We start from the raw sequence: 20,436 nt of genomic DNA on the forward strand, positions 1-20,436 counted from the left end.
GCGGGACCCGCGCCGCCGCCCCACGGCGGGTTCAGCCCCGCCTGCCCCACGCCGAGCACGAGCGCGGCCACGGCCAGCGACGGCGCCGCCCACCTGGCCCGCCCGGCGAGGGGGTCCCGGCGCAGCTCCGGCACCGCGACGGCGGCGAGCAGCGCGAGCGGCGCCGCCACCAGCAGCAGGGGCGGCACCATCAGGTCCGGCACGACCCACAGCCACGTCCGGCCGGTGAGCAGCGCGCGCAGCGCGGCGAGCGCCAGGGCCGCCGCCGCCAGGCTGACCAGCACCCGCTCACGGCGGGGCAGCCGCGCGCGGGCGAGCAGGAGCATCGCCGCCGCGGCGAGCACGAGCAGCGGCACGGTGAAGAACAGCAGCAGCGGCGCCGCCCCTCCCCACCACCAGAACCTGCCGGTCGTCCAGTTGACCAGCGCGAACAGCAGCCACGCCGCGACGGCGGCGAGGGCCGCCCGGCGCAGGACGATCGTCATGTCCGCTCCTGCGACGGCTCCGCCGGCAACGGCTCCCGGATCCGCATCCAGAACGACGCCGGCCGGTAGGGTTCGACGACGCCGAGCCGGTCCCACAGCGGCGCCACCAGGCCGCGCAGCCGCTCGTCCCCGTGGACGAACGCGTTGGGCATCTCCACCTCGAACCGCGCCGGATCGGCCAGCAGGAAGGCGGCGAGGAGGTACTGCTCGGAGTAGTGCCGCCACCGCCACTCCGGCGGATAGTCGCTGGGCAGCATGATGTCGTGCAGCTGCACCAGGACGCCGGGCCGCAGGAGCGGCAGGATCTCGAAGAAGAAGACCGTGACGTCGGACCCCATCAGGACGCGGTGCGAGCCGTCCAGGAAGACGACGTCACCGGGTTCCAGGTCGCCGAGCACCTTGGGGTGCACCCGCTCCAGAGGGAGGCGGATCGACACGTCGCACAGCGCGTCCACGTGCGCGCGGGGCGCCGGGTCGATGGAGGTGATGTGGGTGCGCAGGCCATGGTCGCGGATCGCGCGGCGGGCGAACTTCGTGGAGTTGCCCGAGCCGATCTCGACGTACCGCCGGGGGTTCTCCCGTGTCAGGAACCCGTAGAGCGCGAGCGCGTCGAGCGGCGGCAGCCAGCCGTTGTCCCAGTACGGCGTGGTGCCGCCGGGGCGGTCCCGCACCGGGATCGCGTCGAGGTCGGAGGCCAGGGAGACGAAGCCGGACAGCCGGTCGGCGTAGCGCTCCCGGCCGCCTTCCAGCAGCGCCGCGATGCGCGGGTGGTCGGGCTTGCCGTAGCCGAACCTCGGCTCGGGCCGCACGGGATGGTCGATGAAGATCGGCCGCCGCAGGCCGAAGGCCGAGAGGATCACCCCGTGCAGGGCCGGGTGCCGTTCCAGCCACGCGAACGGCAGGTCGGCGAACGGCAGCGCGGTGAGCGCCTTCAGCACCGTGCCGCTCACCGGCCCGGAGGGGAGCTGCCGGGCGAGATGGCGCACCTGGCCGCGGCTCGTCGTGGGAGATGTCATCGAAGTCCTCCGATCGTGGAGACCCCGGCCTCGGGGGCGGGAGGGGAGGCGGCGGGACGGCGGCGCGCGGTCCAGGCGAGCACGGCCAGGACGACGACCGTGGACGCCAGGTCCGCCACGGTGATCAGCACCCGGCTCAGCGCCACCAGCGTGACGAGGCCGGGGCCGGAGAGCAGGGTGGCGACCGTCAGGCCGAGCACGGCCTCGCGGGCGCCGAGCCCGGAGGGCATGACCAGGGTGAAGATGCCCGCCACGGTCGACAGGGCGAAACCTCCGACGCCCACGGTCGCCGCGGCGAGCGGCGGCGCGCCGAGCGCGACCGCGAGCACCGTGACGTGCGCGCCGCTGACCAGCCAGCCGATCGCCATCAGCCCGGTGACCGCGAGCAGCGTGCGCCGTCCGGGCAGGTCCGGCGGCCGGTGGCCGCGGCGCAGGATCCGCTGGGCCAGGCCGAGCAGCCTGCCCAGCGAGCGGGGCGCGGCCAGCGGGACGAGGGCGGCGGCGAGCACGGGCAGCAGCGCCCACCACACGGGGCTGGAGGCGGCCAGCCGGGGCAGCGCGACCAGCCCCACGGCGAAGCCGGCCACCACCCCGAGTCCCTGGCTGGCCACGAACGCCCCGGCCAGCCTGGCCGGGGGCTCGCCGAGCGGCCGGGCCTGCGCCGCGTGCGCCACCGCCGGCCACACCCCGCCGGGCAGGTAACGGGTGAGCCCGGCGACGAAGAAGACCCGCACCGCGACCGGCAGGGGCAGCCGGGTGCCGAGCCCGGCCAGCAGCATGCGCCAGCCGAAGAAGCCCGGCACCCCGCCCGCCACCGTCAGTGCCGTGGCCAGCAGGACGTTCGACCAGCCGACCAGCCGCAGGCTGTCGCCCAGCCCGTGCCGCACCCGCCACACCTGGTAGCCGAGCAGGGCGAGCACGGCCAGGCAGGCCGCCGTCCGGAGCACGGCGGACAGCCGCCTCCGCCCGCCGCCGCGGCCCGCCGCGCCGGTCGCCTCCGCCCGCGGCTCGCCGATGGGCGGCGCCGCCGCTGCGGTCCGGACGTCAGGCGTCCCGGCGTCCGGCCCGCTCACGCCGGCGCCTTGGCGTACAGGCGGCGGAAGGAGCGGGAGGCCAGCCACTGCAGGATCCCGGTGGCGGCCCCGGCCGCGATGGTCAGGTTGACCAGGAAGTGCACGGCGACGAAGAACACCCCGAAGGGCACGCCCCGGTCGGCGAACACGAACCGGTACATCCGCCGGTCGATCGCCACCCAGGCCGCGAACAGCAGCGCCGGCAGCGCGGCCGTCCAGGCCGCCCCGGTGACCAGCGGCACGGGCAGGGCCACCGCGGTCAGCGCGGCGGCGAGGCTCGCCGCCGACTCCGGTGAGCCGACCACACCCGGCGCGTACCTCCGCTGCAGGAAGAACGGCACGTGGACGCGGGTGCGGGTGAAGACCTTGCGCAGCGCGACGCGCAGAGTGGCGTCGTCGTCGTGCAGGCCGCGCACGGCCGAGGTGAGCAGCACCTGGTACCGCGCGGTGAGCCGTTCGCCCACGTCGGTGCCCTCCGACTGCGGCAGGTCGGGGTTCCACGGCCCGACCTCGGCCCACACCTTGGCCGGGATCGCGATGATGGCGACCGGCAGGAAGCCCTTGATGGGGCCTTCGGCCACCTTGTACCAGTAGTGGCGGTACAGCGTTCGGTACTCCTTGACCAGGCTGTCGCGGGTGAGCGGGACGGGCTCGTAGTTGCCGGTGACGGCGCCGACGCCGGGGTCGGACGCGAGGATCTCCACCGCCGAGGCCACCGCGTCGGGGGCGAGCACCACGTCGGAGTCCAGGAAGAACAGCACCTCGCCCCGCGCGTGCGCCACTCCGAGGTTCCGCGCGACGCACACCCCGCCGTTGCGCGGCGTGCGCAGCACCCGCACGCCCATCGATTCGGCGACCTGGACGGAGTCGTCGGTGCTGCAGTCGTCCACGCAGATGATCTCGATGTTGGAGTACGTCTGCGCCTGCACCGAAGCCAGGCACCGCCCGAGCACGTACCCGTAGTTGTAGTTGGGGACGATGACCGACACCAGCGGTTCGGCCGTCATGATTCACCAGCCTTTCGAGTGCTTGACGAGGCGCCGGCGGGCCGCCGCGCGGCGCGAGGGCCCGAAGGAGGAGTCGAACGCGGCGCGCGCCACGCCGGCGGCGGCCCCGCACAGCTGCGCCACGTGCGTGAGGAACTGCACGGCGGTGAAGAACAGGAGGAACCCCGGCCCCTTCTCCCGCAGCACGAACAGCGACAGCGGCGGGTCCGACACCGCGAACAGCGCGAGGAAGGCCACCGGCACGGGCAGCGCGGGCGGCCATGCCAGGGCGAGCGGGAGGGCCGCCATGGCCCCGGCGGTGGCGAGGACCCCGCTGAGGCGGTTGACCTTCAGCGCGCCCCGCCGCAGCCGGTTGCGGGCCGAGAACATCAGCAGCTGCGAGCGCCGGTACTGCTCGGCGAGCAGGGGCAGCAGCCGGTCGGCCTCGTCGTGGCGTCCGGCGACCTCGGCGCTGAGCAGGATGCGGTGCCGGGCCAGCAGCCGCTCGCTGTACTCGTCGTCCTCGGCGCTGCGCAACCTGTCGTCGAACGGCCCCACCTCCTCGAACACCGCCCGCGGCACGGCCGCGAGGGCGAAGACCGCGGTCGTGGTCGGGCCGGCCGCCCGGGTGAGGGCGTGGTGCAGCAGCAGCGTGCGGCAGACCTCCACCGGGCCGTCGTCCACCAGCGGCTCCTTGGCGTAGACGCCGTACACGCACCCCAGGCCGGGGTCCTCGCGCAGCAGCCGGACGGCGTTCTCCACCGCGTCGGGGGCGAGGCCGACGTCGGAGTCGAGGAAGAAGAGGATCTCCCCCCGGCTCGCCGCCGCCCCGGCGTTGCGGGCGGCCGACACGCCCTGGTTGCGCGGCTGCCGCACCACCGTGCACGGGAACCCGCGGGCGATCTCGCCGGACCGGTCGGTGCCGGCGTCGTCGACCACGATCACCTCGACGCGAGGGTACGTCTGCGCCAGCGCCGAGGCCAGACAGGAGCGCAGCGTCTTCTCGGCGTTGTGCGCCGGGACGACGACCGACACCAGCGGGGCGGTCACGGCAGGATCCCGAGGGCCGCCGCCGGGTGGCGGGCGAGCAGCAGGGCCGTGCCCAGCAGCAGGGCGAGCGCCACCCCCGCGCCGGCGATGCGGCGGTCGCGCAGCACCCACCGCACGGGATCGCCGCCCCCGCCGTCCACCAGCACCACCTGCAGGTAGCGGAACAGCGCGAAGAGCGTGAGCGGCGCGGCGAACAGCGTCACCACCTCGCCGTACGGCCCGAACGGCGCCTCGGTGCGCAGGTAGAGCAGGCCGGACACCGCGGTGAGCACGCAGGTCAGCTGGAGCAGCTGGTCGGCCAGTTCCACCGAGTACCCGCGCAGCGCGGGCCGGTGGGCGATGCCCGCCGTCAGCAGTTCCTGGCGCCGCTTGCCCACCACGAGCAGCAGCGACGCCGAGAACACCGTCAGCACCAGCCATCCCGACATCCGCGCCCCGACCGCCAGGTACCCGTGGACCAGGCGCAGCGCGAAGCCCAGCGCGACGGCGGTGACGTCGACCAGGGGGATGTGCTTGAGCGCCCGGCTGTAGGCGGCGTTGAGCGCCAGGTAGGCGAGCAGTGGCCAGAACGGCCTGCCCGGCGCGGCGGCGACCACCGCCCCCAGCAGGGCGAGCAGCACGGTGCCGTACAGGCAGGCCGCCCGCACCGACACCCGCCCGGCCGCGACGGGACGGTGCCGCTTGACCGGGTGGTGCCGGTCGCGGTGCCGGTCGGCGATGTCGTTGCCGACGTACACCACGGCGCCGGCGAGGACGAATCCGGCGGCCGCCCACGCCGCCTCGCCGAGCGCGGTGAACGTCCAGCGGCCGGCGTCCACCACGGCGAGGGGCACCAGCAGCAGGGTCTTGGCGGCGTGCAGCGGCCGGGCCAGCGTGAGGAGGTCGGTGAGCGGCCCCGGCGGGGCGTCCGCCGGATCCGGCGCCCGCGTCGCCCCCTCGGACCCGTGGGGCTCGATGACTCGCATGTGCGCCTCCCGGCGAGGTCAGAAGAACACTTTCGCGAGCGAGAGCGCGCCCTGCCGCCAGGCGTCGCGGCTGGTGCGGCCGGCGGCGGCGGGGACGCGGTGGTGCCGCCACCAGTCGTAGGTGCGCAGGATCGCCTCCCGGTTGGACAGCCGCGGCTCGAAGCCCAGCCGGTCGCGGGCCTTGCCGATGTCGACGTAGGAGTCGGCGAGCAGCTTGTACAGCAGCCGCTCGTACACCGGCGACAGGCCCGTCCGCCCGAGGAGCCGCAGCGCGGCGAGGGCGGGCCGGGCCGGCAGCGACACCACCCGCCTGCCGTGCCCGGCCGCGTCCAGCACCGCCTGGAAGTCCTCGCGCAGGGTGGCGAACTCGGCGGCGGCGATGTTGTAGGTGTCACCGGCGACCTCCGGGGGCGCCTGCAGCACCCGCACGACCGCCTCGACCAGGTCGTCCACGGCGAGCATCTGGATGCGGACGTCGCCGCGCCCCAGGATGGGGAACGACCGTCCCTCCTCGGCCCACTCGAACAGCATCGCGAACAGGCCCATGCGGCCCGGCCCGAGGAACGTCTTGGGGCGCAGGATCGGCACGCACATCCCCTCGGCGCGGAACTTCTCCGCGACCTCCTCGGCCGCCGCCTTGGCGTGGCCGTAGACGTCGACCGGTTCCCTCGGGTGGTCCTCCGGTGTCGGCACCGACTCCGGCAGGCCGTAAACCGCCGTGGAGGAGATGTGCGCCACGCGCGGCACACCGGCCCGGTGCGCGGCGCGCAGCACGGCACGGGTGCCGCCGGCGATGACGTCGTGGATCTCGGCCGGCGGGTAGCTCGGCAGCGCCGCCGCGCAGTGCACCACCGCGTCGGCGCCGGTGACCAGGCGCGTCATCACGGAGGTGTCGCGCACGTCGGCGGTCGCGTACTTCGCCGCGGGGCAGCCGCCCGGTCTCGGGCGCACGTCGACGCCGAGCACGTCCCAGCCCATGCCGGCCAGGCGTTCCACCAGGGTGGACCCGAGCATCCCCGAACTGCCCGTGACTACGACCCGGACGGCCATCGCGGCGCCACCTTCTCCCGTACGAACCTGGTCAGCAGGCGGGGCAGCCCCTGGGCGAGGGTCGCGGCGAGGCCGTCGAGGAAGTACTCCACGTCGGCGGGCTCGACGACCAGCGGCGGCGCGGCCACCAGCGGGTTGTCGCCGTTGAGGGTGTAGTAGGCGTAGATGCCGTGGTCGCGGTACAGGGCGTCGATCACCGCGCACGTGATCAGCTTGACCCGGAAGTTCGGGTCGCGGGCGATGCCCACCGGCGCCAGCCGGGCGGCGAGGTCGAGGATCTTCGGCCCGCCGTCCAGGAAGATCCCGTACAGCGCGCCGGCGCCGCGCACGGCGGCCACCGTGTCGGGGTACTCCTTGCGGACGCGTTCCAGGCCGGGCGCGAGGACCCGCTCGATCTCGCGGGCCCGCCTCGGGTAGTCGTCCTCGACGGCGATGTTGACCGCCTCGATCGCGGTCGCGGTCTCCTCGCCGAAGCCGTAGTAGGTGGTGCTCGTGCTGTGCAGCAGGGAGTCGGTGAGGTTGTCGTAGGCCTTGCGGAACACCGGCTCGCGCGCGATGTACGCCGAGATGGAGGACTTGCCGCCGCCGAACGACTTGGAGGTGGTCAGGACGTCGGGGATCAGGCCGGCGTGGCGCATGAAGTAGAACAGGCTGCCGGTCTTGCCCCACCCGGTGTAGATCTCGTCGAAGACGAGCACGATGTCGTGGGCGTCGCACAGCTCGCGCAGCCCGCGCAGGAACTCCTCCGAGCACCAGCGCATGGTGGAGGCGCTGAACGGCTCGACGAGGATGGCGTACACGTCGCAGCCGCCGCCGGGCGTGCGGGCGGAGGCCACGGCGGCCCGCACCGACTCCAGGTCGCCGTAGGAGTAGGTCACCACACCCGGGATGCCGGGGAAGCGGAAGGAGTGGTCGTGCGCGCCGGTGAGGGCGCCGGAGCCGAGCAGCTTGCCGTGGAAGGCGATGTCGGCGCGCAGGATCCGCTGCCTGCGCCCGCCGTGGTACTTGTAGGCCAGCTTGACCGCGCCCTCGACCGCCTCGGCCCCCGAGTTGGGGAAGAACGACATGGTGAGGTCGCCGGGCAGCAGCTGGGCGAGGTTGTGGCCGAGCGCGGCGACGTACGGCGAGAAGTACGTCTTGTGCACCTCCATCCTGCGAGCCTGCTGGAACCTCTCGCGGGCGGCCAGGATCCGGGGATGGTTGTGGCCGTGGTTCAGCACGCCGACCCCGCCGGTGAAGTCGAGGATCCGCCGCCCGCCGCGGGTCCAGATCCAGGCGCCCTCGGCCCGCTCGACGAGCTCGCGGCCGAAACCGAACGACGTCATGAGCGAAACCTGGCTGCGGCAGACGTGTTTCCTGTACAGGTCGTGAACGCTTTTCGTCGTGAGCCGCTCGCATTCGTCAAGGCTGATCAATTCGGACACGCGCACTTTCCTTTCCGTGCCGACCCGGGCACTGGCTTCGGTGGTGCGGTAAAGCCGGAACGCGGTTCGCCGCCGCCGGCGCGGCCCCGGTGGTGAGGCGGAGCCGGTACGACGATGCGTCCGGCGCGTCAAAGCCTGGTAAAGGCACGACTTGACGCGGATCCCCCTGATTCCCGGCGGTCATTCCTGGTCAACGGCGCGGGCGGGCCGGCCGGCCCTCTCCCGGGCGTTCGCGGCACGCGGCCCGCGCGCGCCGTCTCAGGATCCGGGAGACCGGCCGTTCGGGCGGGGAAAACCGCCGTCCGCGTGCCGCGCGGTGACATCGGGAACGCGGTCGGTGAACACCTGAGCCGAAACCCGGCGACCGCCGATTTGTAAACGGCATGGCAGGCCGAATCCCCGGTAAACCTGACCCCCGAAACGGGGCATCCGGATATGCGCACGATGTGTGATAGTGCGGGCCATGCGGTTTCGTGTTCTCGGCGCGCTCGAGGTCCGTTCCGGCAGTCAACGGCTCGTCCGGCTCGGTGCGGCCAAGCAGCGCGCCCTGCTGGCGGTCCTGTTGCTCAACGTCAATCGTCCCGTCCACGCCGACAGGCTCGTCGACGCGCTGTGGCCGCAGCACCCGCCGCGCACCGCGGCCGTCGCGCTGCGGACCTACGTCTCCGCGCTCCGGCGGGTGCTCGGGCTCGCCGAGCGGACCGAGCCGCCGCTGCTCGCCACGGTCCCCGGTGGCTACCTCCTGCGGCTCACCTCGGCCGACCTCGACCTGCTGGCGTTCGAGGAGCTGGCCGCCGGAGGCCGCCGGGCGCTGGCCGAAGGCCGGCCGGCGCTGGCCGCCGAACGATTACATCAGGCGCTCGGGCTGTGGCGCGGACGGCCGCTGGAGGACGTCCCGCTGGACCCGAGCCTCGCGGCCGACCTCGTCCGCATCGAGGAGCGCCGGCTCGCCGTGCAGGAGAACCTGGTCGACGCCAGGCTGGCCCTCGGTCACCATGCCGACCTGCTCGCCGAGCTGGGGGCGCTCGTCGCCGAGCAGCCCCTGCGGGAGCGATTACAGGGCCAGTGGATGCTCGCGCTGTACCGGTCGGGACGCCAGGCCGAGGCGCTGGGCGCCTACCGCGACCTGCGAGGGCGGCTGGTGCGCGAGCTGGGCGTCGAGCCGAGCCCGCCGCTCCGGCGGCTGCACCAGCGGATCCTCGCCGGGCAGGCCGACCTCGTACCGCCGCCTCCGCCGCCCGCCGGCTGCCCCGCCGGCGCCCCCGCCTGCGCCGGGGAGCCGGCCGGCACCGCCTGCGCGACTCCGGTGGTGCCGAGGCAGTTGCCCCGCGACATCGGGAGCTTCACCGGCCGGGCCGCCGAACTGGCCCGCCTGGACGCGCGGCTGGGCTCCGCGGGCCGTCCGGAGGCGCCGGTGATCATCGCCGTGCACGGCATGGCGGGCGTCGGCAAGACCGCCTTCGCCGTGCACGCCGCCCACCGGCTCGCCGGGCGGTTCACCGGCGGGCAGTTGTTCGCCGACCTGCACGGGCTCACCCAGGGGCTGCCGCCCGCCGACCCTTCGGAGGTCCTCGACCACATGCTGCGCTCGCTCGGCGTGCCCGCCGGGCAGATCCCCCGCGACCTGGACGGCAGGGCCGCGCTGTACCGCACCCGGCTGGCCGGGCGGCGTGTGCTGATCCTGCTGGACAACGCGGCCGAGGAGAGCCAGGTGCGCCCGTTGCTGCCCGCCTCGCCCGGCCTGGTGCTGATCACCAGCCGCCGGCGCCTGGCCGGTCTGGAGGACGTCAGGCCTCTGTCCCTGGACGTCCTGCCGCGCGACGACGCGCTCGCCCTGTTCGTCCGGACCGCCGGCCGGCAGCGTCTGGCCGGGCAGCCGCCCGGTGCGCTGGACGAGATCGTGGAGCTGTGCGGGCGGCTGCCGCTGGCCATCCGCATCGCCGCCGCCCGCCTGCGCTCCCGCGCCGGCTGGACGGCGTCCGACCTGGCCGACCGGCTGCGCGACCACCGGCACCGGCTCGGGGAGCTCCAGGTGGGCCCGCTGAGCGTCACGGCGACCATGGACCTGTCGTACCAGCACCTGAGCCCCGGACGGCAGGGCATGTACCGCCTGCTCAGCCTGTACCCGGGGGCCGACATCGGACGGCACGCCGCGGCGGCGCTGGCCGGCACCACGCCGCGGCACGCGGGCCGGCTGCTGGACGACCTGGTCGACGCCAACCTGCTGCAGGAGCCGGTCCCGGGGCGTTACCGCCTCCATGACCTGCTGCGCGCGCACGCCGCCGTGACGCTGGCCGACGAGGACACCGACGCCGACCGGCGCGCGGCCCTGACCAGGCTGTTCGAGCACTACATCCACACCGCCTCCGCCGCGGCGCGGGACGGGGGCGGTGAGGCGGCCCGCCATTTCGAGCAGGCCCTGGAGATCGCCCGCGCCCTCGACCGTCCCGCCGACCAGGAGCGCGCGCTGCACGTCCTCACCCGCGCCACCGCGGATACGGGGCCGCCGCCGGGGTAGTGGGCGCGAGGTGAGCGAGAACATCATCTCAACGCGGACCGGACGTACCGACGGCGATCGAGGCGACCAGACGAGGCCGGCGACCGGCGGCGGCCCCTCCGGGAGCGCGGCGGTGCCGGAGGGGCCGGGGGAGCTGCCGAAGCGTTCCTGGCTGGGGGTCGCCAAGCGCACCGCCAAGGAGTTCGTGCAGGACGACCTGACCGACCGCGCGGCGGCGCTCACGTACTACGCGGTGCTGTCGATCTTCCCGGCGCTGCTGGCGGCGATCTCGCTGCTCGGCCTGTTCGGCCGGTCCGCGACCCAGCCGCTGGTGGACAACCTGGGCGCGCTCGCCCCCGGCCCGGCCCGGGAGACGATCGACGGCGTTCTGCGGGGCCTGCAGGGCAGCCCGCGCGCGGCCGGCGTGGCCACGTTCATCGGCATCGCGGTCGCGCTGTGGTCGGCGTCAGGGTACGTCGGGGCGTTCATGCGGGTCGCGACCGAGATCTACGAGGTGCCGGAGGGCAGGCCGATCTGGAAGACGCTGCCGCTGCGCCTCGGCATCACCGCCGTCCTGGTCGTCTTCATGGCGGTCGGCGCGGTCACGGTGGTCTTCACCGGCACCCTGGCCGAGCAGGCCGGGCGGCTCCTGGGCCTCGGCCAGACCACGATCACCGTCTGGAACATCGCCAAGTGGCCCGTCCTGGCGGTCGTCCTGGCGCTGGTGCTGGCGCTGCTGTACTGGGTGGCGCCGAACGTCGAGCAGCCCGGGTTCCGCTGGGTCACCCCCGGCAGCGTGCTCGCCGTCGCGCTGTGGATCGTCGCCTCGGCGGCCTTCGCGTTCTACGTCGGCCACTTCGGCTCCTACAGCAAGACCTACGCCGCCCTGGCCGGGGTCGTGATCATGCTGATCTGGCTGTGGATCTCCAACATCGCCGTGCTGCTGGGCCTGGAGTTCGACGCCGAGCTCGCCCGGGCCCGCGCCATCGCCGGGGGCGCGCCGCCGGACCAGGAGCCGTACGTGGAACCCCGCGACGAACCCAAGGCGGACGAGCCGGAGGCGAGCCGGAGATGACCTACGCCGGCCGGGCCGTCTCCGCCAGGAGGCGGTCCCAGTCGGACAGGAAACGCCCGAGCCCGTAGCGGGCGAGCGCGGCGGCGCGTGCCGCCTTGCCCGCCTGGGCCGCCCGCGCCGGGTCGGCCACGAACGCCGCCAGCGCGGCGGTCAGCGTGTCGATCCGCGTCGAGATCACTCCCGCCTCGGCGGGGACGGCCTCGACGGCTTCGGTGGCGGCCAGGGCCACGACCGGCATGCCGAGCGTCATCGCCTCGATGAGGGACAGGCCGAGCGACGTCCAGCGGTAGGGGTGCAGGTAGACGCGGCGGCGGGCCAGCTCGGCGTGCATCGCCCCCTGCGGCAGGTCCTCGAAGGTGCCGTACGGCAGGCCGGTCACCTTCATGCCGAACAGGTCCAGCGGCGCGGCGGCCGCGAACGCGGGCAGCAGGTCGGTCCCGGCGACGCGCTCGCGGCGGACCGGCTCGTTCACCACGACCCCCGCCCTCGGCAGCTCCCCGGTGTAGAGCGGGCCGGGGTCGACGACGCCGTGCTCGATGACGCGCGTCGGCGCCCGGCCGGAGTCCCAGAACAGGTCGTTGAAGTAGGTGACGTGGACGACCGGGATGTCGTCGCGGCCGGCGAGGTGGTGCCGGGTGCGCGGCACGTCCCCGGCCGGGGTGTTGTGCTCGACGTAGAGGGCGGGCACGTCGCGGCCGGGGCGGCGGCCGAGCCATCGCCCGGCCAGCTCCACCTCGTGCGGCCGCTGCAGGACGACCACGTCGACGTCCTCGTCGCGCAGCCGGTCGAACGGCACCTCGCGCACCGAGCCGGGCCAGGGGTACGTGCGCGCCCGGCCCCGCCCGTCGGGCCCGCGGTCGGAGGTGAGCGGCACCAGGTAGTCATGACGGCCCTGGACGAAGGACGTGGTCCACGACCCGTGCACGTGCCACAGCAGGATCCTCACGTGATCACCCTTTCCACCCCGATGAGGATCGTCATCGGGCCACGCTCCCCGTTGCCCGTGCGCATCCTCGCTCTTTCCGCCGTCGTGACACCCGCCCTGGGCCGGGCCGCGGGATCGCGCACCCGGGCCTGGCGGGCCTCCTCACCGGAGCACCATGTCCACCGCGGCCGGCAGGTCGGGGGCGACCTCGGGCGCCGCCGCGACCTCGTCCGGGAGCGTCACCGGCGTGGGCACGAGGATGCCCCTGGCCCCCGCCGCGCGGGCCGCCTCCATGTCGCGGCCGATGTCACCGATGACGACGCAGTCGCGGGCGTCGACGCCGAGGGCCCGGGCCGCCTGGAGGACCAGGCCCGGCAGGGGTTTCCTGCAGGCGCACCCCTCGGCCTCGCCGTGCGGGCACACCGCCCACACCTCGAACGGGCCGAGCAGCTCCTCCACGCGGGCGTTGACCGCGCGCAGCGCGTCCATGCCGATGAGGCCCCGGGCGACCCCGGACTGGTTGGTGACCACGCCGAGCGGCAGCCCCGCCGCGCGCAGCCGGTCGAGCGCCTCACGCGCGCCGGGCACCGGCCGTACCTTCTCGGGGTCGGCGTTGTAGGGGACGTCCTCCACCAGCGTGCCGTCACGGTCGAACAGCACGGCGGCGGGATGCGGGCTCCTCGGCATCGTCACCTCCAGGCTGGCGTGGTGCCCCGGCGGGCCCCTCGCAAACAACTACTTTGCGTGACGGTCCCCAGCGTGCACCCCGCCCAGCTCGGCTTTTCCGGAAGCGCTTCGTTTGAGAAGCGCTTCTCTCGGTAGTCATCCTTGATTGGGACGAGGGGAGCAAAATGCGGTTCTTGGGGATAAATGCCATCTTCCACGACCCTGCGGCGGCCCTCGTGGTCGACGGGGAAGTGGTCGCGGCGGCCGAAGAGGAACGGTTCAGCAGGCGCAAGCACGGCAAGCGCCCCGTCCCCTTCTCCGCCTGGGAGCCACCCGAGCTGGCCGCGGCCTGGTGCCTCGAGCAGGCAGGCCTGCGTCCGGAGGACCTCGACGCCGTGGCCTACTCCTACGACCCGGCGCTGGTGGAGCCGGGCGGGCAGGGGCAGGACGAGCGCTGGGAGGACCTGCGCACCACCTACGCGCGCCGAGCCCCCGCGTTCCTGTCGACCTGCCTCCCCGGCCTCGACCCGGCCCAGGTGAGGTTCGTCCCCCATCACATCGCGCACGCCGCCTCGGCGGGGCTCGCCGCGCCGTACCGCGACTCGGCCGTGCTGGTCTGCGACGGCCGCGGCGAGGCCGTGTCGCACCTGGCCGGTCACTACCGCGACGGCGAGCTCACCGTCCTCGCCACCCAGCGGCTGCCGCACTCCCTGGGCCTGATGTACGAGGACGTCACCCAGCACCTGGGCTTCCTGAGGTCCAGCGACGAGTACAAGGTGATGGCGCTGGCGTCCTACGGCCGCCCCCGCTTCCTCCCCGAGCTGCGCGAACTCGTCCACACCACCGGCGACGGCGGCTTCCGCGTCGAGCAGGTCGACTGGAACGGGTACGCCAAGGCGCTGCGCAAGGGCGAGCCGTGGAGCGACGACCACGCCGACCTGGCCGCCAGTGTGCAGGCCCGCCTGGAGGAGGTGCTGCTGGAGCTCACCGCGTGGCTGCACGAGCGCACCGGCGAACGCCACCTCACGATGGCCGGGGGAGTGGCGCTGAACTGCGTCGCCAACACCAGGCTGCTGGCCGAGGGCCCGTTCGACGACATCTGGGTGCAGCCGGCGGCCGGCGACTCGGGCACGGCCCTCGGCGGCGCGCTGCACCTGGCGCAGGCGCACGGCGAGCCCGCCGCCCCCATGCCGGGCGCCGACCTCGGCAGGGGCTGGAGCGACGCGGAACTGGCCGCCTGGCTCGACGTCGCCCGCGTCCCGTACGAGCGGCCCGCCGACCTGGCCGCGGCCGTCGCCGCCGAACTGGCCGCCGACCGGATCGTCGCCTGGTTCCAGGGCCGCAGCGAGTACGGCCCGAGGGCGCTGGGCCGCCGCTCCCTGCTCGCCCATCCCGGCCGGCCCGGCAACACCGAGCGGCTCAACGACGTGAAGGGACGCGAGCAGTTCCGTCCCATCGCCCCCATGGTGCTCGCCGAGCGCGCGCCGGAGATCTTCACACGCGGCCCGATGCCCAGCCCGTACATGCTGTTCGTGCACGACGTGCGGCCCGAGTGGCGGGACCGCGTCCCGGCGGTCGTGCACGTCGACGGCACCGCGCGCGTCCAGACCGTCGAGCGGGCCCGCGACCCGCTGCTCGCCCGGCTGCTGGAGGAGTTCGACGCGCGCACCGGGCTGCCCGTCGTCGTCAACACCAGCCTGAACACCGCCGGCCGCCCCATGGTCGACGACCCGCGCGACGCCCTGGAGTGCTTCGGCTCCGCCCCCGTGGACGTCCTGGTCCTGGGCCCGTACGTGATCCGCCGCGGCGAGGTGTTCGCCTCATGATCACCGTGGTGGTGCCCACGGTGGGCAGGGCGTCGCTCGCCGGCACCCTGGCCGCGCTCGAACCCGGGTTCGACGTCGTCGTCGTGGACGACCGCGGCGACCCCGCCGGCCCGCTGCCGGTGCCCGACGGGGTCCGGGTGCTGCGTTCCGGCGGCAGGGGACCGGCGGCGGCGCGCAACGCCGGCTGGCGCGCCGCGCGGACGCCGTGGATCGCGTTCCTGGACGACGACGTGGTGCCCTCGCCCGGCTGGGGCAAGGCGCTGCTCGACGACCTCCGCGACCTGCCCGGCGACGTCGCGGCCAGCCAGGGACGCCTGGAGGTGCCGCTCCCGGAGGACCGGCGCCCCACCGACGCCGAGCGCAACACCGCCGGACTGGCCACGGCCGAGTGGATCACCGCCGACATCGCCTACCGCCGCGAGGCGCTGGAGCGGATGGGCGGCTTCGACGAGCGCTTCCCGCGCGCCTACCGCGAGGACGCCGACCTGGCGCTGCGGGCGCGGCGGGCGGGCTACCGGCTGGTCAGGGGCGAGCGCGTCACCCGGCACCCCGTCCGCGACGACGGCTTCTGGTCGAGCCTCCGTTTCCAGCGAGGGAACGCCGACGACGCCCTGATGCGCCGCCTGCACGGCCCCGTCTGGCGGCACGCGATCGGCGGCGCCCCCGGACGGCTGCGCCGCCACGCCGCGACCACCGCCCTCGGCCTGCTCGCCGTCACCCTGGCGAGCGCCGCGGGCCTGCGCCGGCACCGGGATCCGGCGGGGAGGGGCCGGCGCACCCCAGGCGGGCCGCGCGGAACCGCGGCCGCGCTGACGGCGGCCGCCGCGGCGGCGGGGGCGGGATGGCTGGCCCTCACCGGGGAGTTCGCCTGGGCGCGCATCGCCCCCGGGCCCCGCACGCGCGAGGAGGTCCTCCGCATGGCGGTCACCAGCGCGCTCATCCCGCCCGTGGCGGTCGCGCACCGCCTGCGCGGCGAGCTGTCCGTACGACGGCTCGCGCCCGGCACCGCACCCGCGCGGCCGGCGACGGCTCCGGCGGCCGGGACCACGGCACCGACGGTGGAACCGGTGAGAAGATGACCGGCACGGTACTCGTGGCACGCCCCGACAGCGCCGGAGATGTCCTACTCGCCGGGCCGGCGATCCGCGCGGTCGCCGCCGGGGCCCGCGAGGTCGTGCTGCTCGCGGGGCCGCTCGGCAGGGCCGCCGCCGAGCTGCTGCCCGGCGTCGACCGGGTGATCGAGTGGGAGGCCCCCTGGATCGCCGCCGACCCGCCCCCGATGACCGGGGAGCACGCCGCGCGGCTCGTCCGGGCCGTCCGGGCGGCGGCGCCCGACCTGGCGCTGATCTTCACCTCCTTCCACCAGTCGCCGCTGCCCCTGGCGTTGCTGCTGCGGCTGGCCGGCACGCCGAGGATCGCCGCGATCAGCGGCGACTACCCGGGCTCCCTGCTCGACCTGCGGCACACCGTCGACGAGGACGTCGACGTGCCCGAGGCCGAGCGGATGCTCGCGCTCGCCCGGGCCGCCGGCTTCGAGCTCCCCGCCGGGGACGACGGCGCGCTCGCGGTCCGGCGGCCGCTCCCCGAGGTGGAGCACCTCACCGGGCCGCCCGGCTACGTGGTGGTGCATCCGGGCGCCTCCGTCCCCGCCCGGGCGTGGCCCGCCGCCGAGTGCGCGCGGGCGGTCACCGCGCTCGCCGCCGCCGGTCACCGGGTGGTGGTCACCGGCGGCCGGGGAGAGCGCGGGCTCACCGAGGTCGTCACCGGCGTCGACGCCCTCGACCTCGGCGGGCGCACCAGCTTCGCGGAGCTCGCCTCGGTGCTCGCCGCGGCGTCCGCCGTCGTCGTCCCCAACACCGGCCCGGCCCACCTGGCCGCCGCGGTCGGCACCCCGGTGGTCAGCCTGTTCGCGCCGGTCGTCCCCGCCGGGCGGTGGGCGCCGTACCGCGTCCCGGTCGTGCTCCTCGGCGACCAGGCCGCGCCCTGCCGGGGGAGCCGTGCCCGGTTGTGCCCCGTCCCCGGCCATCCCTGCCTGTCGTCGGTCACCCCTGACCAGGTGGTGGAGGCGGTGCGCGACCTGGTGGCCGTGAAAGAGAGGGTCTGATGAGGATCTCGCTGGTATCGGAGCACGCCAGCCCGCTGGCCGCCATAGGCGGCGTCGACGCGGGCGGGCAGAACGTGCACGTGGCCGCGCTCGCCACCGCGCTGGCGGAGCGCGGACACGAGGTGACCGTCCACACGCGCCGTACCGACCGGCGGGAGCCGGAGCGGGTCGCCATGCGGCCCGGCGTGACCGTCGAGCACGTCCCCGCCGGCCCGCCGGTCCCCCTCCCGAAGGACGACCTGTACCCGCACATGGCGGAGTTCGCCGCCCACCTGGCGCGCGGCTGGGCGCGCCGCCGTCCGGACGTGGTGCACGGGCACTTCTGGATGAGCGGCATGGCCGCCCTGGAGGCGGCCAGGGACCTGCGCGTGCCCGTCGCGCAGACCTTCCACGCGCTCGGCGCGGTGAAGCGGCGCTGGCAGGGCCCGGCCGACACCAGCCCGCCGGAACGGGTCGCCGTCGAGCGGCGCGTCGGACGGCAGGCCGACGCCGTCATCGCCACCTGCAGCGACGAGGTCGCCGAGCTACGGGCGATGGGCGTGCCCGGCGACCACATCTTCGTCGTGCCGTGCGGCGTCGACCTGGACCTGTTCCGCCCGGACGGCCCCTCGGCGCCCCGCGGGCCGCGGGCGCGCGTCCTGGCGATCGGCCGCATGGTGGCGCGCAAGGGCCTGGACACGGTCGTCCAGGCGATCCGGCACGTCCCCGAGGCGGAACTGGTGATCGCCGGTGGCGGGCCCGACGACGCGGAGGTCCTGCGGCTGTGCGAGCTGGTGTCCGTCTACGGCCTCACCGGCCGGGTCACGTTCACCGGCAGCGTCGGCCGCACCGAGGTGCCCCAGCTCATGCGGTCCGCCGACGTGCTGGTGACCGTCCCCTGGTACGAGCCGTTCGGCATCGTGCCGCTGGAGGCGATGGCCTGCGGCGTCCCCGTCGTCGCCTCCGCCGTCGGCGGGCACCTCGACACGGTCGCGGGCTGCGGTCTCCTCGTGCCCCCGCGCCGGCCCCGGGCCCTCGCCCGCGCCCTGAAGGACCTGCTGGCCCGTCCCGGCCTGCGCGAAAGCCTCCGCGGTGCGGGCGCCCGCCGCGCCCGGACGCGCTACAGCTGGCCTCGCGTCGCCGCCCGGACCGAATCGGTGTACGAATCCCTGGTCTGCGGCCGGCCGGGCCGGCTCGCCGTCGCGGAAGGTTGAGCATGCATCCCCATCTCCGTCGCCTCAGCACGGCCCTGTCGGCCGTGGACCAGGAGACCGCCAAGATCTACGCCTGGAGCGGCAAGCTCGCCGCCGTTCTGGCCGAAGGCGGCCGGCTGCTCGCCTGCGGCAACGGCGGGTCCGCGGCCGAGGCCCAGCACCTGACCGCCGAGCTGGTCGGGCGGTACAAGACCGACCGCCGCCCGTACGCGGCGATCCCGCTCCACGCCGACACCTCCACCCTGACGGCCATCGTGAACGACTTCGGCCCCGGGGAGCTGTACGCCCGCCAGGTGCGGGCGCACGGACGGCCGGGCGACGTCCTGATGTGCCTGTCGACAAGCGGCACCAGCCGCAACGTGCTGGCCGCCGCGGAGGCGGCGCGCGAGAGCGGCCTGACGACCTGGGCGCTCACCGGGCCGGCGCCGAACCCGCTGACCGAGGCGTGCGACGAGGCCCTGGCGGTGCCCATCGAGGACACCGCCACCGTCCAGGAGGTCCACCTCGCCGTGATCCACATGCTGTGCGACATGATCGAGGAGGCGTGCGCATGACCGCCGGGCCGATCGTGGTCCTGGGCGACTCGTTGCTCGACGTCGACATCGAGGGCGAGGTGGAGCGGTTCTGCCCCGACGCCCCGGCTCCTGTGGTGGACGTCTCCGCCCGGCACAGCCGTCCCGGCGGCGCGGGGCTGGCGGCGCTCCTGGCCGCGCGCGACGGCGCCGAGGTCGTCCTGGTCACCGCCGTCGGGGACGACCCGGCGGGCCACCGCCTGGAAGAGCTGCTGGCGGACCACGTGGACCTCGTGCGCCTGCCGCTGCGCGGCGCCACGGTGCGCAAGACCCGGGTACGCGCCCGGGGACAGACGATGATCCGCATCGACAGCGGCGACGGCCGCGCCGGCCCCCCGGACACCGCCGCGCACGACGGGGACGGCCGGCGCCGGCCGGCGCGCGAGCGCGTCGTCCGGGAGTTCGCGGACGAGCGCGTCGCCGCCGTGCTGCGCAAGGCCGCCGCCGTCCTGGTCTCCGACTACGGGCGGGGCGTCGCCGCGCTGCACGGGGGACTGCTGGGCGGGCTCACCGCGCCGGTGGTCTGGGACCCGCACCCGCGCGGGGCGTCCCCCGTGCCCGGCTGTTCCCTCCTCACCCCCAGCGAGGCCGAGGCGCGGCTGCTGTGCGGCGAGCCGGACGCGGCCCCGCACCGGGCGGGCCGCCTCATGCTGCACCGGTCCGGCGCGAAGGCGGTGGCGGTCACGCTCGCCGAGCGGGGCGCCGTCCTGCTGGAAGGCGGGCCGGAGCACGCGACGCGCGGCGACGCCGACGGCCCCGGATCACCGCCGGAGGAGGAGGGCCGGGTGGTGCGGATCGCGCCGCCCGCGCCGGTGACCGGCCGCGACTCCTGCGGGGCCGGCGACAGGTTCGCCGCCGCGGCGACGCTTGCGCTGGCCGAAGGCGCCTCGGTGGAGGACGCGGTCGCCACGGCCGTCGGCCGGGCCACCGGGTTCGTCCGGCAGGGCGGCGCGGCGGCGGTCCGGCCGCCCGGTCCGGCGCGGAGCGGGACCGCGCGGCCCGTCCGGTCCATCGGGACACCGGGCGGGGAGGGGAGCCGGGAGGCGGAGGCGCTGGCCGCGGCCGTGCGCGCCACCGGGGGCAGGGTGATCACCACCGGAGGGTGCTTCGACCTGCTCCACGCCGGCCACGTCAGCCTGCTGCGCCGCGCGCGGGCCCTCGGCGACGTGCTCATCGTGTGCCTCAACTCCGACGACTCGGTGCGGCGCCTCAAGGGCCCCGGACGCCCGGTGGTCGCCGGAGCCGACCGCGTCGAGGTGCTGCGGGCCCTGGAGTGCGTGGACGCGGTGGCGGTGTTCGACGAGGACACCCCGTCGGCGCTGATCGACCGCCTTCGCCCGCACGTGTGGGTGAAGGGCGGCGACTACACCGGCCGCGAGATGCCGGAGGCCGCGGCCGTACGGCGGGCCGGGGGAGAGGTCGTGATCCTCTCCAGCGTCCCCGGCCGTTCCACCACCGGCCTCATCGCCGCCGCCCAGGCGGCCTCCTGACCACCGCCCCCGCTCACGACAAGTTCCAGGAGGAAGGAC

The 20,436-nt window shown here is 75.3% G+C and carries 18 protein-coding genes; 8 read left to right on the top strand and 10 right to left on the bottom strand.

From position 1 onward, the window contains the following. From KIK05_RS30615 to KIK05_RS30650, 8 genes are all read right to left on the bottom strand, one after another. Nucleotides 1-485 (bottom strand): hypothetical protein (locus KIK05_RS30615; protein WP_214414362.1); only part of this gene is annotated, 485 nt, incomplete at its 3' end. Next, nucleotides 482-1,501 (bottom strand): class I SAM-dependent methyltransferase, encoded by a 1,020-nt coding sequence (locus KIK05_RS30620; RefSeq protein WP_214414363.1) that lies wholly within the window; start codon nt 1,499-1,501, stop codon nt 482-484. The genes KIK05_RS30615 and KIK05_RS30620, both read right to left, overlap by 4 nt. Next, nucleotides 1,498-2,574: a lysylphosphatidylglycerol synthase domain-containing protein gene (locus KIK05_RS30625; protein ID WP_214414364.1), complete on the bottom strand. Its 1,077-nt coding sequence runs from the start codon at nt 2,572-2,574 to the stop codon at nt 1,498-1,500. The genes KIK05_RS30620 and KIK05_RS30625 overlap by 4 nt, the downstream gene beginning before the upstream one ends. Then, nucleotides 2,571-3,581 carry a glycosyltransferase family 2 protein gene (locus KIK05_RS30630; protein WP_214414365.1) on the bottom strand — a complete coding sequence of 337 codons (1,011 nt, stop codon included), beginning with the start codon at nt 3,579-3,581 and terminating at the stop codon, nt 2,571-2,573. The genes KIK05_RS30625 and KIK05_RS30630 overlap by 4 nt, the downstream gene beginning before the upstream one ends. Before the next feature lie 3 nt (nt 3,582-3,584). Next, a complete protein-coding gene (locus KIK05_RS30635; protein WP_214414366.1) occupies nt 3,585-4,610 on the bottom strand; it encodes a glycosyltransferase family 2 protein in 1,026 nt (341 codons plus the stop codon). Then, nucleotides 4,607-5,575 carry a UbiA prenyltransferase family protein gene (locus KIK05_RS30640; RefSeq protein ID WP_214414367.1) on the bottom strand — a complete coding sequence of 323 codons (969 nt, stop codon included), beginning with the start codon at nt 5,573-5,575 and terminating at the stop codon, nt 4,607-4,609. The genes KIK05_RS30635 and KIK05_RS30640 overlap by 4 nt, the downstream gene beginning before the upstream one ends. Nucleotides 5,576-5,593: 18 nt before the next feature. After that, nucleotides 5,594-6,625, bottom strand: coding sequence for an NAD-dependent epimerase/dehydratase family protein (locus KIK05_RS30645; RefSeq protein ID WP_214414368.1), 1,032 nt, complete (start codon nt 6,623-6,625; stop codon nt 5,594-5,596). Further along, a complete protein-coding gene (locus tag KIK05_RS30650) occupies nt 6,607-7,950 on the bottom strand; it encodes an aspartate aminotransferase family protein (protein WP_250563749.1) in 1,344 nt (447 codons plus the stop codon). Before KIK05_RS30650 ends, KIK05_RS30645 begins: the two co-directional genes overlap by 19 nt. 562 nt (nt 7,951-8,512) lie before the next feature. On the opposite strand from KIK05_RS30650, the gene KIK05_RS30655 reads away from it, so the two are divergent. Next, entirely contained in the window at nt 8,513-10,567 is a 2,055-nt protein-coding gene (locus tag KIK05_RS30655) for an AfsR/SARP family transcriptional regulator (RefSeq protein WP_214414370.1), read from the top strand. Between the two features lie 10 nt (nt 10,568-10,577). Then, the gene (locus KIK05_RS30660; RefSeq protein WP_308250183.1) at nt 10,578-11,621 is read left to right on the top strand and encodes a YihY/virulence factor BrkB family protein; all 1,044 of its coding nucleotides are present in this window, start codon (nt 10,578-10,580) and stop codon (nt 11,619-11,621) included. A gap of 1 nt (nt 11,622) precedes the next feature. Here the strand turns inward: KIK05_RS30660 and KIK05_RS30665 are convergent, their stop codons facing one another. Further along, a complete protein-coding gene (locus tag KIK05_RS30665; protein ID WP_214414371.1) occupies nt 11,623-12,567 on the bottom strand; it encodes a glycosyltransferase in 945 nt (314 codons plus the stop codon). Between the two features lie 141 nt (nt 12,568-12,708). Further along, the gene (locus tag KIK05_RS30670) at nt 12,709-13,233 is read right to left on the bottom strand and encodes a D-glycero-alpha-D-manno-heptose-1,7-bisphosphate 7-phosphatase (protein WP_214414372.1); all 525 of its coding nucleotides are present in this window, start codon (nt 13,231-13,233) and stop codon (nt 12,709-12,711) included. 164 nt (nt 13,234-13,397) lie between these two features. Between KIK05_RS30670 and KIK05_RS30675 the strand changes: the two genes are divergently transcribed. From KIK05_RS30675 to rfaE2, 6 genes are read left to right on the top strand one after another with little or no spacing between them, the layout of a single operon-like run. Beyond that, nucleotides 13,398-15,038: a carbamoyltransferase family protein gene (locus tag KIK05_RS30675; RefSeq protein ID WP_214414373.1), complete on the top strand. Its 1,641-nt coding sequence runs from the start codon at nt 13,398-13,400 to the stop codon at nt 15,036-15,038. Further along, nucleotides 15,035-16,117: a glycosyltransferase gene (locus tag KIK05_RS30680; protein WP_214414374.1), complete on the top strand. Its 1,083-nt coding sequence runs from the start codon at nt 15,035-15,037 to the stop codon at nt 16,115-16,117. The genes KIK05_RS30675 and KIK05_RS30680 overlap by 4 nt, the downstream gene beginning before the upstream one ends. Further along, the gene (locus tag KIK05_RS30685) at nt 16,114-17,142 is read left to right on the top strand and encodes a glycosyltransferase family 9 protein (protein WP_214414375.1); all 1,029 of its coding nucleotides are present in this window, start codon (nt 16,114-16,116) and stop codon (nt 17,140-17,142) included. Before KIK05_RS30680 ends, KIK05_RS30685 begins: the two co-directional genes overlap by 4 nt. Further along, nucleotides 17,142-18,335 (top strand): glycosyltransferase, encoded by a 1,194-nt coding sequence (locus KIK05_RS30690; RefSeq protein WP_214414376.1) that lies wholly within the window; start codon nt 17,142-17,144, stop codon nt 18,333-18,335. Before KIK05_RS30685 ends, KIK05_RS30690 begins: the two co-directional genes overlap by 1 nt. Nucleotides 18,336-18,337: 2 nt before the next feature. Then, nucleotides 18,338-18,889, top strand: coding sequence for a D-sedoheptulose-7-phosphate isomerase (locus KIK05_RS30695; protein ID WP_214414377.1), 552 nt, complete (start codon nt 18,338-18,340; stop codon nt 18,887-18,889). Further along, nucleotides 18,886-20,397 (top strand): D-glycero-beta-D-manno-heptose 1-phosphate adenylyltransferase, encoded by a 1,512-nt coding sequence (rfaE2, locus tag KIK05_RS30700; RefSeq protein WP_214414378.1) that lies wholly within the window; start codon nt 18,886-18,888, stop codon nt 20,395-20,397. Before KIK05_RS30695 ends, rfaE2 begins: the two co-directional genes overlap by 4 nt. Nucleotides 20,398-20,436: the final 39 nt, after the last annotated feature.

The organism is Sphaerisporangium fuscum (assembly GCF_018531465.1).
Lineage (GTDB): Bacteria > Actinomycetota > Actinomycetes > Streptosporangiales > Streptosporangiaceae > Sphaerisporangium > Sphaerisporangium fuscum.